Raw genomic sequence first — 19500 nt, 5'->3', positions numbered from 1 at the left:
TGCAAGCTCTAAAATGCCGCGAGGTCATTTTTGACGCCGGGATCGGCGGCAAGCCGTTGAATCCAGGATGACAAGATACGGCCGGGTTAAAGCCTGGACGCGAGTGTGGATCTCTATCCGGCCCAAGCCACGCAGTTTAATCGGTCTTCTTTTCAGAATTGTGGACCGCGGAAAAACCCCAAAAAACTTGGCCCCCTTTCGTTGTTGCAACTCAGGTGGCGCCGCCTCGATCGGAAGGTTTGTCTCGCGCTCGAGTCAATGTTGGCCTTCTTCCGGCGTGCGCGGGCACGTGATGCCCTCGCCACGGTGAGCCGCGCCATGAACCCGTTTGGTTAACCCGTTATGGTTAACCCGTTGGGTTTTCCTGGCGACGTTTTATTCATCGGATGGCGGCGAATCGATGTCTCGGGGGAGCGGAGCAGCTTTGCAGGGGCGAGAGCAGGCGCTTGCTCGGGCAACTCGCATGAGCCGCCGGCTGGAAACCTCGCCAGAGATGGCCCTGTTGTGCGCATGACACCAAGACGGTTTAGACGTCATACATCCCGAATGGCCAGCCTGTCCCATAACAAAACATTTAGAACGGCCCGTGCGGGCGAAAGGCCGATCGGGTCGTGTCAATAGGAGCTTGGTTGCAACAAAATGATGCAATAGCAGTTGGCACGCCCGATGCAGGAATGCGACAGTTTTTAGGAGATGCCAAAAAATGGAAAACCGGCGCTCGCTGCAGATAAGACTGGCCCACCAGAGTGACGAACTTAAGGTCCTGGAGCAGGATAAGGCTCCGGACTTGGCCGCCCAATTTCTCGAGATCAAGCGGCTGCGCCGCGAGTTGCGGATCGCTCAATGTGGTCGCATTGCGCTCACCGCAGGACATGAGCCTCTCTCTCCCAACCTGGGTTCATCAAGACGACGCAGCCTGGCGATGAAGTCATGACGTACATGGCCATCAAGGGGCCAGGCGAGGCGGGGCCTCGAGGTCGCGCATGGCGAACGAGCCGGGATATCAATCCCGCTCATCTCACACCGCGGGCAGTAAAATGCCCACAGAACAATGAATGGCCCAGGCATTGGTGGATGCCCAGGTTCATCTCCCTGTGACTTAAGCTGGCCGCGGCCCTGCTCTTCAGCTTTGCCGCTTGCGAGCAGCTCACCTTGCCTCACGACATCAGCATTCGGTGCCCGCGAGCAACGAGGATCAGCTTGCCGGTGCCGATGGGCCGGTTGCTTCGACCAGCAGCGGTGCGGTTGGAAGCTCGGCTATAAAGACAGCCGAGACCGCCACCCGAGATGGTTCAATCTATCCTCGACCGCGAAAAATGGACCGGGCTGCACGCAATTACGTTTCGCCAATGCCGGCCCACTGGCACTGCCTTGCGGCAGCACCCCCCACGGCAGGCATAATATCCGTAAGGCGCGAAGAGCGGATTGGGCGGGTATGCTCCATCATAGTAAGGATAATCGCCCGAATAGACGGGAAGGGTCCCCAAGAAGCCCGGGCCCAGGTCGACGGCGGCGGACTGTGAAAGGGGAATGACCGAAAGGCCGAGGACAAGCGCAACAGCGGAAAGGAGTTTCATGAAGACATTCCTGTCAGAATACGGCCGGCCGCAGGACGCTTCCGCACTTGCCCCGGCAACTGCTGAATCAAGCTCGCACTATATCGTTTGCCGCGATCAGCGCTAGCCGTTGTCGGACCCAAGGATGTCTTGGACATTCTGATTCGAGCGAGCTCCCTCTGCGATCTCGCGGTTGCTCCTCGCTCGCCTGATCCGAGCTTCGCGATGCTGGGATGGCGGCTGCATTATATTACCGTTTTCGCATTAAATCTTCCCTTACAGCTGGTCTTTGGCTCCCGCCGTTCGGGCAACGCGTCAAATCTGGATGTTGGCGTGTTCGATGTGCAGCTTTCTGCCGGTGCCGGGCAAACGATCTGCGTCGTTAGCTAGTCACGGCCGAAAACAGCCCTCGGCGAGAGCAGATCTGTGTCGATCGTACGGGCGTCGTCTAATGGTTAACAGGCCGCTTCTCTGTGTTAGAAGTCGACGCCCGCAGATGTCGATGGATTCGCCAAGCGAAACCAGGAGCGTGTGCGCCGGGGCGGTGATAGTGAAGCAGTTCATAATGCGCCTGATAATGCGTGTGCTATTAAATGTGAGGAACATGGAGCTTCTGTCTCCGTGAGACCTCGGCCGCCGCAAACAAAAAAATGGATAGAGATCGGATGCCAAAGTTATTGACGAATCAACAGCTCGCCCAATGCTTTCGTGAATTGATTCAATTGCGGGCCGCGGTACGTGAGGCCGAGCGTGATATCGAACAAATGACCAAGGACGAGATCAGGAATGCGTCGAATTTGGTCGCCCGAGAAATGGGGCTTCCGGTCGGGCTTCCGGTCGTCCTGCACTAGATCTTCCGCCTGAAATCTGGCGCGTCGTGCTGCTGCAAGCTTGGCAACAGGCCGAAGCCTCGACGCTCCTTCCCAGTTAGCGTGTTCGGAAGACGATCTGGCATCACCAGTTGTCAAGATCGTATTTGCTGGGACCGGAGTTTTACCTCGGCCAGACTTGCGGGTGATGGCCGGCCCAAGACAGATCTACGCTCGCTCAGGCGGTTTCATGATCTGAGATTTTGCATTGTTCGGTCGAATGACGCTGGTGCGTCAGTTTTCCTGACTTATCTCGTTTCCTAACTTGTCTCGATAGTTCAGGTCGAGTCGCCCGGAAGATCATTCTTTTCGTTGCTGCCGACCTGTTTATCACTTTGATGGTCGGAGCCGGGGGATGCATCGCCGACCGTCAACCCGACAATTTGAATCGGCGTCGACCGCCCTTGAAGCTCGCCTTCCAAAGCGGCCGTCCCGATTGTCTGCTGAGGGCGCGCTCCCGACACACGAACGGCTAGCACCTCGACTGGCTTACGAGTCGGGGATGCTTCGTGCTGGTCTTTCGTGGCGTGCGGACTGGTGGTCGAGGCAGACACCTCCAAGCCGACAAGCTTTACTTCATTTTGAGGAGGAGAATCTTGAATGGGAGGCTGAGTGATATTTGGAGCAGGGACCGCCTCGGCCAGTCCCTGCAGGCGTTTCAAGCCTCCTTCCAGCAACCCGATCTCTTCCGTTAACTCCTCGAGCAGCGGAAGATGACGATCGGCGTTGGAGATCGATTTCAGATCGCTGGTCAGCTTCCGCCGATGCGCCAGCGAGTCCTGAATGGCCTTGCTGTTTCCATTCCGAACGTAGAAGTCGACAATTGTTTGGAATGCGCTTGCCATATGCGGCTCTTAGAAGAAATGTTTAGGCAAAAACGGATTAAGTTCGATGATCATTAAATAGGGATATAAAGAGTAACGCGTCAAGCTCAATGCCGGCGGGATCCCGATGCGAGTTCACTCGCCCAGACGCTAAATCCGTCACCACGCGGGCAAGCTGGTTTGGTAGCCTCCGAGTGTCGGATCTCGTTGAGATAGCATGTGAAGTTCGATTGAAATCGACTCTGTTTTCTGTGGCTCCTGGCCAGACCTTAAGCGATAGGTTGAGTGCTCAGAGGAGAATTGCTGCTGTATGAGGCGACGATCGATACCAAGTCGCAAGGAGGTGAGGCATTGCCTGGCTGGGTCGAGCGAAGCGTGTTCTGGCACATCTATCCTTTGGGGTTCGTCGGTGCCGAGCCTCAGCTTACGGCGGATGCTATCGTTACGCACCGCTTGCGCCGTCTGATCGGCTGGCTCGATTATGCCGTCGAGCTCGGCGCATCCGCGCTTCTGCTGGCACCGATCTTCGCGTCCTCCACCCACAGTTATGACACGATCGATCATTTCCGGATCGACCCACGGCTTGGCGAGGAGGAGGACTTCAACGCGCTGATTGCGGCTGCCCACGCCAAGGGCTTGCGGGTCGTGCTCGACGGCGTCTTCAATCATGTCGGACGCGATTTCCCACGCTTTCAACGCGCGATCGCGAGCCGCGCCAATACCGATGACGCCGCCTGGTTTCGACTGGCGTGGCCGGTGAATTCCGCCGGGATGTCGGAGCCCGACTACGCGACCTTCGAAGGCCACGCCCAGCTCGTCGCGCTCAACCATGATGCGTCCGAGGTCGCCGACTATGTCACCCGCGTCATGAATCATTGGCTCGACCGGGGTGCCGACGGGTGGCGGCTGGATGCCGCCTACGCCGTTCCGCGATCGTTCTGGCACAAGGTGCTGCCTTTGGTCCGCGCCAGGCACCCCGACGCGTACATCTTCGGCGAAGTGATCCATGGCGACTATGCCGGCTTCGTGCGCGAGACCGGCGTCGATGCCGTCACGCAATATGAATTATGGAAGGCGATCTGGAGCGCGCTGAACGATCGCAACTTCTTCGAGCTCGCCTGGGCGCTGGAGCGGCACAACGCGCTGCTCGATAGCTTCGTGCCCCAGACTTTCATCGGTAATCACGACGTGACGCGGATCGCGAGCCAGTTGAAGGACGAGCGCCATCTGGCGCATGCCCTGGCCATTCTGATGACAATTGCGGGCACGCCGTCCATCTATGCCGGCGACGAGCAGGCGTTCCGCGGCATCAAGGAGCATCGCGCCGGCGGTGACGATGCGATCCGCCCCGCCTTTCCAGCAGCGCCCGATGGCCTCGCCCCGTTCGGCTGGCCTGTCTACCGGCTGCATCAGCTCCTGATCGGGTTGCGGCGGCGCCATCCGTGGCTGCATTGCGCGCGAAGCCGAATGGTCGAATTGCACAATACGGACGTCGTCATTGAGGCGTCCTGCGGCAGTTCTCGACTTTGGACGGCCCTGAACGTCTCGGATGCCCCGGTGACGCGAACCGTTCCGGCGGCTGCCCAAAGCATCGCAGGTGAACTCGCAGTCCATCGCAAGGATCAGGTGACGGACGTCGTCATTCCCGCGCACGGCTTCGGCATTCTCGCGCCGCGCTGAATGTGACGCGATCCACAGTCGTTGCCGGGGTTCGGCCGCATCTTCTCCGCCACGGAGGAGGTGAGCCATATTCGATGCTTTCGACCTGGTGCTCGTGCTTGCCCTTTTTGTCTTCCTGTTCTTGCCAATCACCAACCGCAGAACGGTGATGATGAAGCTCGGCATGGTCGCGCCCCTTGCCGCGCGATTCGCGCTCTCTGTCACCGGAGCCCACAGTCCCCGAACTGCACGCCCAGCGATCGCAGAACGTGTCGACTGGCGGCAATTGAGCGAAGTCGGCCTTGGTCGGCATCACCGCCAGCGCCGCTCCTTGTGCGTTGGCACCGGCTGCCGCATTGTGTAACGACGAACCATCGCAGCGAGCCCTATCTAGGATATCCGATGCCAGCTCTTGCCCATGCGCTTCTCGCCGCCCTAAGGGAACACGGCGCTCGCGAAATCTTCGGCATTCCCGGTGATTTCGTGCTGCCGCTGTTCAAGGTGATCGAGGAGAGCAACATCCTGCCGAGCTTTACCTTGAGCCATGAGCCGGCAGTGGGCTTCGCCGCCGATGCCGCCGCGCGCTACCATGGCGGCCTCGGTGTGGCCGTGGTGACCTACGGTGCCGGCGCCTTCAACCTGGTCAATTCGATCGCCGGCGCCTATGCCGAGCGCTCGCCGGTCGTGGTGATCGCAGGCGCGCCCGGCGCACGCGAGCGAGTCTCAGGCTTCCTGCTGCATCACCAGGCGCGCACGATCGACACGCAGCTTGCCGTGTTCAAGGAGATCACCTGCGATCAGGCGGTGCTGAGTGATCCGGCCACCGCTCCGGCGCAGATTGCGCGCGTATTGCGTAGCGCCAGGGAGATGTCGCTGCCGGTCTATCTCGAATTTCCCCGCGACATGGTCGATGCCGAGGTCGAACCGGTCGTGGCGCTGCCGCCGCGGCGGGCCGATGCTGAGGCGCTTGGCGAATGCGTCGAGGAGATCCTCGGCCGCCTCCAACATGCGTTGGCGCCCGTCATCGTGGTCGATGTTGAAATCCGTCGCTATGGCGTCGAGGACAGGATCGCCGCACTGGCGCGCAAGCTCAACGTCCCGCTGGTCACGACCTTCATGGGCCGCGGCCTGCTGGATCAGGCCGACGATGTTGTTGCCGGCACTTATCTCGGTGTAGCCGGCGATCCTGCGATCACGCGCGTGGTGGAAGAGGCCGATCTCGTGCTCATGCTCGGGGTCATTCTGTCGGACACCAATTTCGCGCTGTCGAACCGGGCGCCCGACCCGCGGCGGACGATCATGGCCTCGAGCCGCGAGGTGCAGATCGGCCATCATGTCTATCGCGACATGCCGCTTTCCGATCTGATCGGCGCGCTGGAGAGCCGGGCCGTGCCGCAGCCCCCGCGCGCCGGCATGCCGCGGCAGCGCTCGACCTATCCACGCGGTTTGCCGCAGGATGATCAACCACTCGCGCCGTCCGATGTCGCGACCGCGATCAACGACATGTTCGATCGCTATGGCAAGATGCCGATGACATCTGATATCGGCGACTGTCTGTTCACGGCGATGGAGATCGACAACACTGCGCTGGCCGCACCGGGTTATTATGCCGGCATGGGCTTTGGCGTGCCGGCCGGCTTCGGCGTCGCCGCGACCGGCCTGCGGCCGCTGATCCTGGTCGGCGATGGCGCGTTCCAGATGACCGGCTGGGAGCTCGGCAATTGCCGCCGCCACGGCCTCGATCCGATCGTCGTGCTGTTCAACAATTGCAGTTGGGAGATGTTGCGCGTGTTCCAGCCGGAATCGCGCTTCAACAATCTCGACGACTGGCATTTCGCAGAGGTTGCCAATGCGATCGGCGGGACCGGCGAGCGGGTGACGACGCGCGGCGAACTTGCTGCGGCGCTCGATCGCGCCGTGGCACGGCGCGGACAGTTCTCGCTGATCGAAGTGATGCTGCCGCGCGGGAAGACCTCCGACACCTTGGCGCGCTTCGTCGCGGGCTTCAAATCGGCGCGCGAGCGGATGGCGAAGAGCTGAACGACGCATCGCGGTGCGTCCCCGACCGGCCGAATACACCGATCGGCGGTTGTGAGCCGAGCTTCGGCGTTCCCGCGCCCCGCATGAACCGATCTGCTTCCGCGGAGACCGCCCCTGAAGGGGCAATGGGGCAGATCTATCTCGCTTCGGGCAAGCGCGTTGCGATGCGGCTGTGGAAAGCGGAGCAGCCTCAGGCCAAGCAACCGGTGCGCCGCGACTACGAAACCGTCGGTTACGTGATCTCCGGACGTGCAGAGCTCAGCCTCGAAGGCCAGATCGTCAAACTCGGACCCGGTGATTCCTGGCTGGTGCCGGCCCAAGCCGAGCATAGCTATCGCATCCTGGAGCCGTTCACGGCGCTGGAAGCAACCGCGCCGCCGGCGCAGGTCCATGGCCGGGACGAATAGGCTGCGTCGAAAGATCTCGGTGGTGGTCGGACGGTCCGACAGGCCGCCCCCCCCCCCGGCAAAGCCCTGCCCGCGATCAAGCGCCTCGAGATCATTGCATGGGAGAACCGCAACCATGATGTGCAGCAGTAGCGTCGGCAGGCGACGCTGCGGATTGCCGATGGCGCTACTGCGCGGCCTTCTCGTGCGAGGCAAGGCCGACAGCCTTGTAGTCATACGTCGGATAAAATTCGGTGCGATACGAGCCCCACGCGGTGTCTTCCAGAATCCGGTTGACCTCGCGCAGCCGTGACGCCGGCAGCCGCAACGTGACGACCTGGCCGATCCCCATCATCACGTACCAGCTCACCACCTCCACGCCCGCGGGCGGAAATGCCTTGTAGAAGCCCTGCTTCTCGAGCTGCGCATTAAGCTCGCTCAGCGGGCGCGATTGATCGTGTTTGAGAAAGACCGTCAACAGCACGGCATTGTCGGGCATCGGCGTTGCCGTGCTGGCCGGCGGTGTCTGAGCGATGCTGCCCGAACTGTAGACGGCGGCCGATGTCAGGACGGCGAGGGCGGTCAGCAATGCCGATGTCGATCTCATGTCGTGTTCTCTTCACATAGCGTCAACGGCGTTCGGCGCCGATCGCGCGCGAGCATCGACGTGGAGCGTTGGTCTGTAAACCGCAAAGGTGCTGACAGGACCTCTCTCCGGCAAATGTGAAGCAACTCACACGCGATCATTGCGCAGTGCGATAATCAAGAGACACGCTGGTCGCGGCGATAAGGAAGACCTGATGACGACACGACGACTGGCCTATTGGTGGCTCAGATTCGTGTTCTCCGGACGGTTCCTGGACACGTTTCTGGGGCGGCGCAGCCGACGCCCATAGTCGCGCTTCGGCGCCAGCGTGAAGGATGATCGCGCCTCACGCCTTCGAGATTGGGGGCGAAGTTGAGCGGTCGTCAGCCGATCAGCCGCTTGCAGAAGGCGGCGCCGTCCTGGATTGCGTCGCGGCCCTTATAGGCGAAATAAGTCAGTCGGCCGCTGAGCGAACGATGGCTGCGGAGCCGACGAGACCCGAGCACATGGCCGACCTCCTGCGGGAAGCGGCTTACTTCGGCTGCGACCATGGTCTCGATCGCTTGCATGATGCTCTGCAACCGTCTGCCCCAATCGGAGTCCTCAAGCCGATCGAGGCGCACCTGTATGGCGTATTCGGTGTCGTAGATGTCGGTCAAGATTTCCTTGGCAACGACCACGCGGTTGTTCTTCAAGGCGATCCGAAGCGCCAGGCGCTTGTCCTCGAGCTGGTCCAGCACCATCGATACGGCAATTGCATAGGGCGTCGCGGCGACGTCCGCGGCGTTCTTGCTGCGGGCTGCCTTGGTGGCGAGGCGCAGTAACTGCCAAGGTTCCTTCAATCGCTTGGCCACGAGCGCGAGCGCAAAGGGCACCGCCTCCGGCGTCTTCTTCCGAAAGCCATCGAGCAGGGCGGTCATCTTCTTGACCTGGGGATCGTCGAACTCCACGATCCGTTCCGGCAGCGTATCGTTGAATTTCGCCAGCTCGTCGCGCGCCTGGAGGGCCTGCATCAGCTTGATCACGTCCTCGAACACGGAGCGGGCTGCCGTGTAGGCCTTGAGCTTGCCACGGACCTGCTCCGGGCCATCGGAACGCGCCAGCACGCCCTCGAAGGACTTCGTCACCTTGGTCTGGAAAGCGTTGGCGGCCTGGCGAATCTCGCGCTGCCGGTCGGACGCGATCAGATCCTTCATCTGGGCATTGTAGTCGCGGGCCATGGTCGGCAGCAGATCGCGGCTGATCCATTCCCAGATCGGCGCCAGCGATGAGCGCGCGATCCGCCCCGAATTGGCATGCTCGGGCGAGCCGTCGATCAATAACTGCTCGATCGGCATGAAGAAATATCGGGATGGGTTCGCGGTCCGGTGATGCGTGGTGCCGTCCTTGCGGAACTCAGCACGCAGCCGCGCCTGGATGTCGGACGAGCCAGGCATCTCGACGCCATTCATTTCGAGCCGTTCGAGCTCGCTGAGCAAACAGCTCCGCGTCAGCGGCGATAGCCGCTGCAGGAATTCCCAGATCCTGTCGATCGATCCCATTGAGGTCTGGTTTTCTGCGAAACGCCTGGCTCGCTCGCACCGGGGGCGAGAATGACCGATGCAAACACAAAATTGTTCGCACTCGATTAATCAAACCGAGTAAACGAAAATTGCCGGGGCTCTGGCGGTCCGATGGACCGGGCGGCGGGCGACACGCAAGGCGCAGAAGGCCACGTCTATCTTAGGAAGTGATGAACGCACGGAGAGGGGGCGGATGCGTCTGCAACCAGGGCGAGAAAATTGCCCATGCGTTGTAAGGGCTTATTTCGAATTCCCGTAATAATACGGATCGGGAAGTTAACGCTCGTTAAGCATGTTTTCGGACACAATCCCGGGCATGCCACAGCCGAGCAAGATCATTGTCGACGATCGGCCCATGCCGACGGTGCCTGGGCGACAGCTCGCTGACCATCGGCTTCTGGAGGAGAGTCCAAATTCCTCGGACTTCAATTCAGGCGTGCCGACCCACGTGCCAGGCGCGGAACCGAGCGGCGATGCGCTTGCGCGCCAGCTAAACGGCTCGCTGATGGCACTCTTGCTTTACATGGGCGAGATCAAGCAGCAGAGTGACAAGATCGCGCAGACACGCACGGAGCGACGCTATCTGCAGGCGATCGTGGACAATGCGGTCGAACAGACAGAGCGGGTTTGTGCGTTGGTCCGCCAGATCTCGGGCTCGCATGTGCCTTCGACAACAGGGCGCTCACGCTCTGCCGATCAGAATGCAGCCGGTGGCGCCTCGATGCCAAGCGTCCCGGCCCCGGTTGCCCGCCAGCAGAGGCCGCTGACGCCGCGCGAACGCGAGGTGTTGCAGCTCATCAGCGAGGGCTATTCCAACAAGCAGGGCGCCTTGCGCATGAGGATCAGCCCACGCACGTTCGAGAGCCATCGCGCTGAGGCGATGCGCAAGCTTGGCGCCCGCAATACCGCCGAGCTGGTTCGAGCTGCGCTGCTCCAGGCGCTGGACTGAGATAGGGCGTCGGCACCGCGTCGACTTGGCCGGGGCACATCGCGCCAGCAAGGCCACAAGCGTCTGTGGCAAAAGCTCGCGGCTGCTCTGCAGCCTTGGCCGCGAGCTGTTAGAATTAGAAATAGTCTTCCGCGAACGGGCGCACGCGCGACGTCGGCCGCAACGGAGCTTCCGGTTTTGGCGGCATTGGAACGATGGTGATGGTCCAGCGCGGCGGCACACTGGCTTCCTTTTCCATCACCGAACGCACATGGCCCGTGATGGTGGCGCCACCGGATTTTACAGTTGCCGGTCTGCCGTTGAACTGCGCGATGCGAAAACGCCTGACTTCCTTCTGGTCGGCTGTTTCGAATGTAAACATGGACACATCTCCTATGTTCGCAGGAGTGTCGCAATTCATCATTAGTCGTTTGTGAAAATCGGGGGCCGTAGAAGTACGGCAGGGTTTTGGCGCGGGCGCTACATGCGACACGCGTCCGAAAAATCAGTCAAAATTGACGAAACAGCGACGGCGCTGCAGCGATCTCATAGGCGAACTACGGACTCGAAGGTCATCAGAAGTTCCGGATTCCGGTGTGGTTCGATTCGGAGATTCGCTCGATGCACTTCGCCGAGACACTGAAGCAAATTCTCTGAGCCGTCACATTAGTTCGGTTGCGTCTCCTCCAGCTCCTGTGCGCGGGCCGCGGCATAGGCCGCATCGATGCTGTCCAGCAGCTCCGCGTAGTCCTCCTTCGAGAGGCGCGGCGCGCTCTTCTCCAGCGCCAAAGCGAGGCTCGCAAGCCGTCGATAGCCGAAGGTTCCTGCAGCGCTCTTCAGCGAATGGGCCTCCCGACCAATCCGGATGCGCTCGCGATTGAGCGAGAGCTCGCGCAGCAATTTCAACCGTGCATCGGTTTCGCTGATGAAGACGGAATGGATCTCCCGTGCTGCATCCTCGCCGATCTCGCCCAGCAGCTCGGCATAGGCCTCGTGGTCGAGCGCGGGCTCAGGCGCGACTTCGGTCTCCAATCGTAGCGTCGCGAGCGAACCGCTCGTTTCCGTGGGCTGCAATGGCGGAGCCGCAGATCCCTTCAGCGTGTCCCTCGCGGCGGGAGGCATCGGGATCGGGAGGACGCGCAGGATCGCCTCCACCAACGCCTTCTTGCGCGCGGGCTTGACGACGAAATCGTTCATGCCTGCCTCTCTGCAGGCCCTGATATCTTCCATGAACGCGTTGGCAGTAAAGGCAATGATCGGAACCTCGGAGCGCCGTTCGCCGCGCGCACGGATGGTCCGCGTGGCCTGGAAGCCGTCCATCTCCGGCATCCGGACGTCCATCAGGATCAGGTCGTAGTTGAAGCGGTTGGCGGCTGTGACGGCCTCGGCGCCGTCGCAGGCCGTGTCGGTCTGGATGTCGAATTCCTTCAGCATTTTCGTCGCGACCAGCCGGTTGGTCGGGTTGTCGTCGACGACCAGCACGCGCAGAGGCCGACCGAACGCCGCGATCCGGCTCTGCAACGCCGCGAAGATGCCGTCGTCATTCTGTTCGGGCGCAGCCGCCGTCTCCGCGATCGGCAGCGTGAGGCGGAACGAGAACGTCGAGCCGCGGCCCAGGGTCGATGATACGTTGATCTCGCCGCCCATCTGTTCGGTCAGGCGCTTGCAGATCGCAAGACCGAGGCCCGAGCCGCCGAAGCGCCGATTGATGGAGGCATCAGCCTGCACGAAGTTGGCGAACAGCGTGCGGATTTTCTCGGGCGCGATCCCAATGCCGGTGTCGCTGACCGACCATTCGATCGTTGCCTTCTGCCCGTCCCGAGCGACGCAGCTGGTCGTGACGATGACTTCGCCTGCCGCGGTGAACTTCACCGCGTTCGACACCAGGTTCAGCAGAATCTGGCGGATGCGGCCGGCGTCGCCAATCAGCGCCGGCGGCAGCTCGGGATCGATGACGCTTCTGATCGTAAGGTCCTTGGCGGCCGCTCGCGGCCCGATGATGGAGAGGGCGTTGTGGACCATCGCCTCGGCGGAGAACGCGATGTCTTCAAGCGAGAGCTGGCCGGACTCCAGCTTGGAGAAATCGAGAATGTCGTTGAGGATCTCCAGGAGGCTGTCACCGGCGTTGTGGATCGCGACCACCGAGCGCCGCTGCTCGGGATCGAGATCGGTCTCGAGCAGCGTGGTGGCGAGCCCGAGCACTGCGTTCATCGGTGTGCGGATTTCGTGGCTCATCATGGCCACGAAGGTCGATTTTGCCGCATTCGCCGCCTCCGCGGCATGAATCAGGTGCTCGTGTCGACGCCACCAGCGCGTAATCAGCACCGCGGCGGCGAGCACGGCGACAGTGCTGACAAGCGACATGATCGTGAGCAGGGTCGCCATGGCGCGCCAGCTTCTGAGCGCATGTTCTTGTGAGACGGAGACGACAACGGTGGCCGGATAGCTCGGCAGCATCTTTGCCGCGCGCAGCCTCGCCTCACCGGTCTTGCGGCTCGGCTCGCGAAGCACGCCACCGGCCGCAAGGGTGCGCTGGCCGAATCCCGACGAGGGACTGCCGAGCTCATTGACCGGCGGGAAATGTGCGATCATCACGCCGTCGTCGCGCAGCAGCGCGACGTTGGCATCGAGTCCGAGCGAAGTGGAGCCGAATACGTTCTCAAGATAGGGCACCGACAGGGCGCCCAGCATCAGTCCCATGAACTCGCCCTTGGCGTCGTTCAGGCGGCGGGCGAGATAGAAGTTCCAGGTGCCGTCGCCGCGGTTCTGATACGGCATGCTGATGACGGTTCCGGGCGCAGCATCTGCCTTCAATGTTGTGAAATAATCACGATCGGAGATGTTGACGTCGGGGATGGGCCAATAACGGGAGAAGTTGAGCAGCTTGCCTTGTGCGTCGATCAGGGTGACAGCATCGAGTTGCGGCAGGCCCGCGATCTTCTCCTTCAACAGGTGGTGGGTTTCGATATCGGAGGCGGCCACGCGAAAGGTCGTTGCATCCACGGCGCCGCGACGGACGAGGTAGTCGCCGACGCTCGACAAAACGAGGTCGACGGACTTGAGCGAGCGGTCGGCGTTCTCCGCAAGCGTCAGGCTATAGCGGCTGAGTTCTTCCTCGCTCTCCTGCAGCGCGCGTTCGCGCAGATTGCTGAGAAAGAACAGGTTGCTGCCGGCGATGATGCCGATCAGGGCCAGCGCGATCGCAGCCGGCACGCCCAGGACGCGTTTGGAAGCAGCCATCTTTTGCTACCAGCCGGCGGATCTGACCAGTTTCTGCCGCTCGGTATCCGTCGCGATCTGCTTCAAGGTCTCTCGAAGCAGCTGCAGATTGATCGGCTTCGCGAACGGCGGACAGACGTTGACGCTGAGAAAGTTTCCGATGCGCACAGTCTCTGCGAGCGCCTTGTCGTCGGATGCGCTGATGATGATGACCGGCGCACGACATTTCAGTTCGGCCAGCAGCTCGAGGACCTCGATCCCGGATCGTTCGCCGAGCGAGAGGTCGAGCGTGATGCAGTCGAAGGTCTGTCGCCGCAGCACGGTGCAGGCCCCTTCGACCGAGTTCACACCCGTTGTGTTGAAGCCGGCCTGAGCGGCAATCTTCCGCAGAATTGACAGATGCACGTCGGCATCTTCGATCACGAGGAGTTCGTTGCGCATGTTGCCTTTCCCGTGCCGGCCTAGGCATCGCTCGGCAGGCCCACCGCTTGGTTTAAGCTGGCGCCTCTGACGCCCTCGTAAATTTTCGATCCCGTAGGATTACGGACGAGCGGCGGACAATCGGGACGAGAATTCCGCGGAACCGCGTGTGGCGTCGACACGGCAGGCGCGAAAACGGCGGCTGAGCATGCAATCCGCCACCGCTGTCAATGGGCGGCCGATCTATTCGGCCGGACCGAACACGGCTTCCATCTTGGTCTTGAGCGTCGCCGCATTGAACGGCTTCACGATATAGTTGCTCACGCCTGCCTTCTTGGCGGCAATGACGTTCTCGGTCTTCGACTCCGCCGTAATCATGATGAAGGGCGTTTTCGAGAGCTCGGGGCTGGCGCGGACCTCCCGGAGCAGATCGTAGCCGGTCATCGGTTCCATGTTCCAGTCGGAGATGACCAAACCATATTTCTTGGCCTGCATCTTTGACAGCGCAGCCGATCCATCGCTGGCATCATCGACGTTCTCGAATCCGAGTTGCTTCAGCAGGTTGCGGATGATCCGGATCATCGTGGCGTAGTCATCGACCACCAGGATGGGCATCGACAGATCAAAGGCCATGTCACGTTACTCCGCGCGTTTCGTCATCAGCCGAACACGGGCGAGATATTCAGCACGAAGACTATTCGACGCTTTTGGACTCGCGCTCGTCAGCATCTGACAATTATCAGTGCCCGTTGAACAGCGCGTTAATGCCGTCCCGTACAATTGTCGGGATTGTGAAGGGCGCCGTAATTCTACGGAGGCGGCGTCAGCGGCTCGCGGAACATCTCGACGAATTCAGAGCGAGGAGCGCGGTCGCACCAGGCGGTCGTACTGTGTCTTGACCGCGGCGTAACATTCGCAAGCGGTCTTCTTCAAGCCCTCGAGATCGACAATATCGATATGGCCGCGACTGTAATGGATGAAGTTCGCTTGCTGCAAGGTGCTGGCGACCAGCGAGACGCTGTTGCGGCGCGCGCCGATCATATGCGCCAGCGATTCCTGGGTCAGATAAAGCTTGCTGCCGCCGGACAGGTCGTGCGTCTGCAATAGGCAGCGTGCGAGCCGGGATTCGACGGTATGGGCCGCGTTGCAGCCCGCAGTCTGCTGGGTCTGCACGTAGATGGCGAGTGCGTGCCTGATGAGCAGCGCCCGGAACGTAGGGCTTTGGTCGGCCGCAGCGCGAAGGCGATCGAGCTCGATCGTGGTCGCGACGCCGGGCACCATCACGACGGCGCTGTTCAGCGCGATCGGTTCCACGGTGAGCGCCGATGCGGCGCCGAACACGCTGTCGCGTCCGATCATGGCGACCTGCACGCGCTCGCCGCGTGCCAGATTGACAACCAATGAAATCACGCCGCGATGGGGAAAATAAGCGCGCTGTAGCCTTTCCCCGACCTCGGCGAGGGTCGAATCCTGGAGCAGATCAACGACCCGCAAATGGGGGCGGATGAGCTCAAAATCGTCTTCAGTCAGCGCCGACAAAAATCCATTCGGAGAGCGCGGGCTCGTGTCCAAAGTCAGATCTCCTGCCTTGCTGGTAAGGACGCCTCCAGCCAGCCGACAATGCACGCTGATCACCCCACACAATGAATCTCGTGCGTTCCTCTGACAAGAGAAATCGGCCGGAAAGCCTTCGTTCGATTTTTAGCTAAATTCGCTCTGATTTGTGTGGGTGGTATTGTGCAGATGCACAGGGACGCTGAACGAGATAGTTCAGTTCAGTTCAGGCGTCGGCCGGACATGGTGGTTCGCCGCGCGCGCCTGGCGAACAGCGGGTTGTTGCATTGTCGACCGCGCCGGATCGATCGTGAGGCGTGAAGTAGCTCGGCATGAAATGCCGAGCCCGTCCTTGCGCTTGCGCTGCCAGCATTCCGTCCGATGGGCATTGAACAACATGACGCATGATGGGAGTCGACGATGTAACTTCGTGTCGGTGTGATTGACAGGCCGCGGCATTGCAGACGAGAGTGAATGAACGCGCTGATTCGTCGGGTTCTCACGCTTGATCCGCAATGGTCGCCTTTGCAATCTGGGGCGATCACTACTCGAGTTGTCGGTGTGGAAGTCGATCTCGCGCGGCGACTTGGCTCAAGCAGGTGACGCCTGCGTGTCGAGCCGTCGGAGTCAATGGCTTTAATGTTGTTCGCGAATGGCGACGACGGCGGCGGTCCACGAGTCCCGTATCGCGTTTCGATTTGCACTCCTGCAGACGGATTCGGAGCCTGCGCTGGAGGGATTTCAAATCGCGGCATCGGTTCGTCAAATCCAGGAATGCAGCGAAAATGGCGGCACGATTTCAACAACAGAAGCCTGATCAGCCTGCATCGCAAGACGAGGAGCAGACGCTACTGAGCCAAGGGCAGGGCATGGCGCTGGTCGGCCAGATCGCCGGCGGCATACTTCACGACTTCAACAATGTCCTGACGGTCATCACGGGGACCATCGATATACTTGCCCAAGCTGTGACGGATCGACCGGAGCTTGCGGCCGTGGCGCGGTTGATCGACGAGGCTGCGAGTCGAGGTGCACGGCTGACCTCACAGCTCCTGGCTTTCGCCCGCGGGCGGCCGCCCCAGCCGTGTCAAGTTGACATCAACGAGCTGCTGACCGATGTCGGCCGTCTGCTTCGTCCTACCCTGGGGTCGCAGATCGAGATCACCACCGAAGTGGCGGCCGAGACGCCGAACGCCTTTGCTGATCCAGGCCAGCTCATGGCAGCGCTGCTTTGTCTCGGAATAACCGCGCGCAACGCGATGCCGGAAGGCGGCGCGCTGCGCTTCGAGGCCGGCTGCTCGGTGGTCAATGCTGCGGATCGGGCCGCAGTCAATTGCGTCGTGATTTCGCTCAAGGCGATGGCGAATGGAAACATCGCCGTGAGCTCGTCCCAGATGTTTACCCAGATCGGGATGGTCGAAGACTTCGTCAGGCGGTCGAACGGGCGTCTCGCCATCGAGGAAGCTGCAGGGGCCGTGGCAAAGGTCGAGATTTCACTGCCGCGCGCGGAGTTTCCTCCTCATGGTTAGCGGCGGGCTAATGGACCGCAGATAGCGCGGAGGACCGATCCGTCTTGCCATATCAAGGAAGGTGAATTTCGGACACGGGCGCTTGCCGGCCTGTTTGGGCACAAATTGGCATCAACGATTAGGTTGCAGTTAGGGATAACCACGGCAGCCGTCCTTCTCCCTGGAAATGCAGAACTCCATTTAACGAACGGGTAGGACTCCGCGGACCAGTCTGCGCCATCGCCGACAGAACTGTGCGGCGGTGTTCAAACTGTTCATCCAGAAGGGAATGACAATGTCAGGTATCGTTCTTTCGGCGTCGGTGCGCCAGAATCTGCTCTCGCTGCAGTCGACCGCACAGCTTCTCGCCACCACCCAGAACAACCTCGCCACCGGTAAGAAGGTCAACTCGGCGCTCGACAACCCGACCAACTTCTTCACCGCGCAGGGTCTCGACAACCGCGCTTCCGACATCTCCAATCTGCTCGATGGTATCGGCAACGGCGTGCAGGTGCTGCAGGCCGCCAACACCGGCATCACCTCGCTGCAGAAGCTGGTCGACAGCGCCAAGTCGATCGCCAACCAGGTCTTGCAGACCTCGGTCGGCTACTCCACCAAGTCCACTGTCACGACGGCTGCGCTGACCAATGCCACTGCGACCAGCCTGCTCGCGGCCTCCACCACCGCCGTCACCGGCTCCGCCCTCCTGAACGACAACACCACGGCCGTCGCGATCACCGCCACGACCAAGCTGTCGGGCACTGCGGGCAGCGCCTCAGACGATCTGGCGACCGGATTCTCGGCTGGCGACACGCTGACCGTGAACGGCACCACGTTCTCCTTCGTCGCCGGCACCACCTCGACCGGCACGTCGATCGGCATCGGTGACACCGTGGGCCACCTGCTCTCGGCGATCCAGACGGCGACCGGCGTGAGCGGCTCGGTCACCGCGGGTGCCATCACACTGACGCCTCCGGCGGCCGGCCTCACACTGTCAGGCTCGACCGGCGCGCTGGCGAAACTCGGTCTCACCGCGGTCGGTGATGGTCTTGCCGGCCAGACACTGACGATCGGCGCTACCGGCGGCGGTACTGCGACCACGCTCACCTTCGGTATCGGGACGGGCAAGGTCAACTCGTTGAATGATCTGAACACGGCCCTCGCAGCCAACAACCTGCAGGCCACGGTCGACTCCTCGACCGGCAAGATCTCGATCACGACGACCAACGACGCGGCGTCTTCGACGATCGGAGCGGTCAGCGGCGGCGCGGCCTTCACCGGTCTGACCGTCAGCGCCCCCGTTTCCGATCCGACCTCGCAGTCCAACCGGGCCAGCCTGGTTGCGCAGTACAACAACGTGCTGACGCAGATCAACACGACCGCGGCCGACGCCTCGTTCAACGGCATCAACCTGTTGAACGGCGACACGCTGAAGCTCACCTTCAACGAGACCGGCAAGTCGACGCTGTCGATCACCGGTGTGACCTTCAGCAGCACCGGCCTTGGTTTGACCAGCCTGACCTCGGGCACGGACTTCCTCGACAACTCGTCGGCGAACAAGGTGCTCAACACCCTCAACTCCGCCAGCTCCACGCTGCGGTCCGAGGCATCGACGCTGGGTTCGAACCTGTCGGTTGTGCAGGTCCGTCAGGACTTCAACAAGAACCTGATCGACGTGCTGCAGACCGGTTCGTCGAACCTGACGCTCGCCGACACCAACGAGGAAGCGGCCACCAGCCAGGCGCTGTCGACCCGCCAGTCGATCGCTGTGTCCGCGCTCTCGCTCGCCAACCAGTCGCAGGCGAGCGTGCTGCAGCTGCTGCGCTAAGCGGCACTGTAGGCCGAGCCAACAAACGAGGCGGCGGGGGCAACCCCGCCGCCTTCGGCCTGATGAGCGGCAGCTCAGATATGGCCCAGGAGATGTCGAGCAGATACGCCGAGTTGAAAGTATCGGCAGCACGAGCTGCGTAGCTTCTGAAACGAATGATGAGGATGCTTGGCGCCGAATTGCGGCCGCGATTGCGCATCCGACTTGCCGGCAGCCCGAGCCGCGCCGAGCCAGGCGGTGTCGGATCTTTTGCGCCTTGGGTCGATAGTAAGGTTACCGACCTAGCTCGCCTCCGTATTTGCACGGACCTCGAAATTAACGGGACGGAGAAGGCGGAAGTCTATCGATTGTAAGAGGAAAGTCCGTTGATCTCAGCCAGGCGGTGGCTGTGTGGGCTTGAACCCAAGCCGCCTATGAGAGCACGGGCATGCCGCCGGCATGTCTCGGCCGGACAGCGATTACTCGGTTGTCGCAGCGCGAATTCTTGGAAGGCCTGGTTTCATGGATGATCTGTTGCGTGAGTTTCTGACGGAGACCAGCGAGAGCCTGGACACCGTCGACAAT

Annotated in this window: 17 protein-coding genes; 9 read left to right on the top strand and 8 right to left on the bottom strand. The window is 61.4% G+C overall.

The window, feature by feature from the left end; translation table 11 throughout:
- Positions 1-703: 703 nt before the first annotated feature.
- The 3 genes from ACQR1W_RS09065 (at position 704) to ACQR1W_RS09055 (ending at position 2407) form a co-directional block, all read left to right on the top strand.
- On the top strand, positions 704-934 hold the full coding sequence (locus ACQR1W_RS09065; protein ID WP_434850484.1) for a hypothetical protein: 231 nt from the start codon (positions 704-706) through the stop codon (positions 932-934).
- Positions 935-1706: 772 nt separating this feature from the next.
- Positions 1707-1946, top strand: a complete 240-nt coding sequence (locus ACQR1W_RS09060) for a hypothetical protein (RefSeq protein WP_434850483.1) — start codon at positions 1707-1709, stop codon at positions 1944-1946.
- Positions 1947-2221: 275 nt separating this feature from the next.
- Positions 2222-2407: a hypothetical protein gene (locus ACQR1W_RS09055; RefSeq protein ID WP_434850482.1), complete on the top strand. Its 186-nt coding sequence runs from the start codon at positions 2222-2224 to the stop codon at positions 2405-2407.
- A gap of 296 nt (positions 2408-2703) precedes the next feature.
- Here the strand turns inward: ACQR1W_RS09055 and ACQR1W_RS09050 are convergent, their stop codons facing one another.
- Positions 2704-3270, bottom strand: a complete 567-nt coding sequence (locus ACQR1W_RS09050; RefSeq protein ID WP_434850481.1) for a hypothetical protein — start codon at positions 3268-3270, stop codon at positions 2704-2706.
- Between the two features lie 264 nt (positions 3271-3534).
- On the opposite strand from ACQR1W_RS09050, the gene ACQR1W_RS09045 reads away from it, so the two are divergent.
- The 3 genes from ACQR1W_RS09045 (at position 3535) to ACQR1W_RS09035 (ending at position 7355) form a co-directional block, all read left to right on the top strand.
- Entirely contained in the window at positions 3535-4929 is a 1395-nt protein-coding gene (locus ACQR1W_RS09045; protein ID WP_434850480.1) for an alpha-amylase family protein, read from the top strand.
- 381 nt (positions 4930-5310) lie between these two features.
- On the top strand, positions 5311-6948 hold the full coding sequence (gene ipdC, locus ACQR1W_RS09040) for an indolepyruvate/phenylpyruvate decarboxylase (protein WP_434850479.1): 1638 nt from the start codon (positions 5311-5313) through the stop codon (positions 6946-6948).
- Between the two features lie 83 nt (positions 6949-7031).
- Positions 7032-7355 carry a cupin domain-containing protein gene (locus ACQR1W_RS09035; RefSeq protein WP_434850478.1) on the top strand — a complete coding sequence of 108 codons (324 nt, stop codon included), beginning with the start codon at positions 7032-7034 and terminating at the stop codon, positions 7353-7355.
- A gap of 166 nt (positions 7356-7521) precedes the next feature.
- Here the strand turns inward: ACQR1W_RS09035 and ACQR1W_RS09030 are convergent, their stop codons facing one another.
- Together ACQR1W_RS09030 and ACQR1W_RS09025 are read right to left on the bottom strand one after the other, a co-directional pair.
- Entirely contained in the window at positions 7522-7941 is a 420-nt protein-coding gene (locus tag ACQR1W_RS09030) for a hypothetical protein (protein ID WP_434850477.1), read from the bottom strand.
- Positions 7942-8303: 362 nt separating this feature from the next.
- Positions 8304-9461 (bottom strand): hypothetical protein, encoded by a 1158-nt coding sequence (locus ACQR1W_RS09025; protein WP_434850476.1) that lies wholly within the window; start codon positions 9459-9461, stop codon positions 8304-8306.
- Positions 9462-9798: 337 nt separating this feature from the next.
- Between ACQR1W_RS09025 and ACQR1W_RS09020 the strand changes: the two genes are divergently transcribed.
- Positions 9799-10431: a helix-turn-helix domain-containing protein gene (locus tag ACQR1W_RS09020; protein ID WP_434850475.1), complete on the top strand. Its 633-nt coding sequence runs from the start codon at positions 9799-9801 to the stop codon at positions 10429-10431.
- Positions 10432-10546: 115 nt separating this feature from the next.
- Here the strand turns inward: ACQR1W_RS09020 and ACQR1W_RS09015 are convergent, their stop codons facing one another.
- The 5 genes from ACQR1W_RS09015 to ACQR1W_RS08995 all read right to left on the bottom strand — a co-directional run bounded on the left by ACQR1W_RS09015 (position 10547) and on the right by ACQR1W_RS08995 (position 15621).
- Positions 10547-10792: a hypothetical protein gene (locus ACQR1W_RS09015; RefSeq protein ID WP_434850474.1), complete on the bottom strand. Its 246-nt coding sequence runs from the start codon at positions 10790-10792 to the stop codon at positions 10547-10549.
- 284 nt (positions 10793-11076) lie between these two features.
- Positions 11077-13650, bottom strand: coding sequence for an ATP-binding protein (locus tag ACQR1W_RS09010; protein WP_434850473.1), 2574 nt, complete (start codon positions 13648-13650; stop codon positions 11077-11079).
- 6 nt (positions 13651-13656) lie between these two features.
- Positions 13657-14070 (bottom strand): response regulator, encoded by a 414-nt coding sequence (locus tag ACQR1W_RS09005; protein WP_434850472.1) that lies wholly within the window; start codon positions 14068-14070, stop codon positions 13657-13659.
- Positions 14071-14292: 222 nt separating this feature from the next.
- Positions 14293-14682, bottom strand: coding sequence for a response regulator (locus ACQR1W_RS09000; RefSeq protein ID WP_008968243.1), 390 nt, complete (start codon positions 14680-14682; stop codon positions 14293-14295).
- A gap of 219 nt (positions 14683-14901) precedes the next feature.
- Positions 14902-15621 (bottom strand): Crp/Fnr family transcriptional regulator, encoded by a 720-nt coding sequence (locus ACQR1W_RS08995; RefSeq protein WP_434850471.1) that lies wholly within the window; start codon positions 15619-15621, stop codon positions 14902-14904.
- A 767-nt stretch (positions 15622-16388) separates the two neighbouring features.
- Between ACQR1W_RS08995 and ACQR1W_RS08990 the strand changes: the two genes are divergently transcribed.
- Together ACQR1W_RS08990 and ACQR1W_RS08985 are read left to right on the top strand one after the other, a co-directional pair.
- Complete coding sequence (locus ACQR1W_RS08990; protein ID WP_434850470.1) at positions 16389-17129, top strand: histidine kinase; 741 nt, start codon at positions 16389-16391, stop codon at positions 17127-17129.
- Between the two features lie 274 nt (positions 17130-17403).
- Positions 17404-18936, top strand: a complete 1533-nt coding sequence (locus ACQR1W_RS08985; protein WP_434850469.1) for a flagellin — start codon at positions 17404-17406, stop codon at positions 18934-18936.
- The last annotated feature ends 564 nt before the right edge of the window (positions 18937-19500 follow it).

It is taken from the genome of Bradyrhizobium sp. HKCCYLS1011, assembly GCF_051167795.1.
Lineage (GTDB): Bacteria > Pseudomonadota > Alphaproteobacteria > Rhizobiales > Xanthobacteraceae > Bradyrhizobium.
Note: the sequence above shows the minus strand (reverse complement) of the source record. Positions and strands in the feature narration are given on the sequence as shown.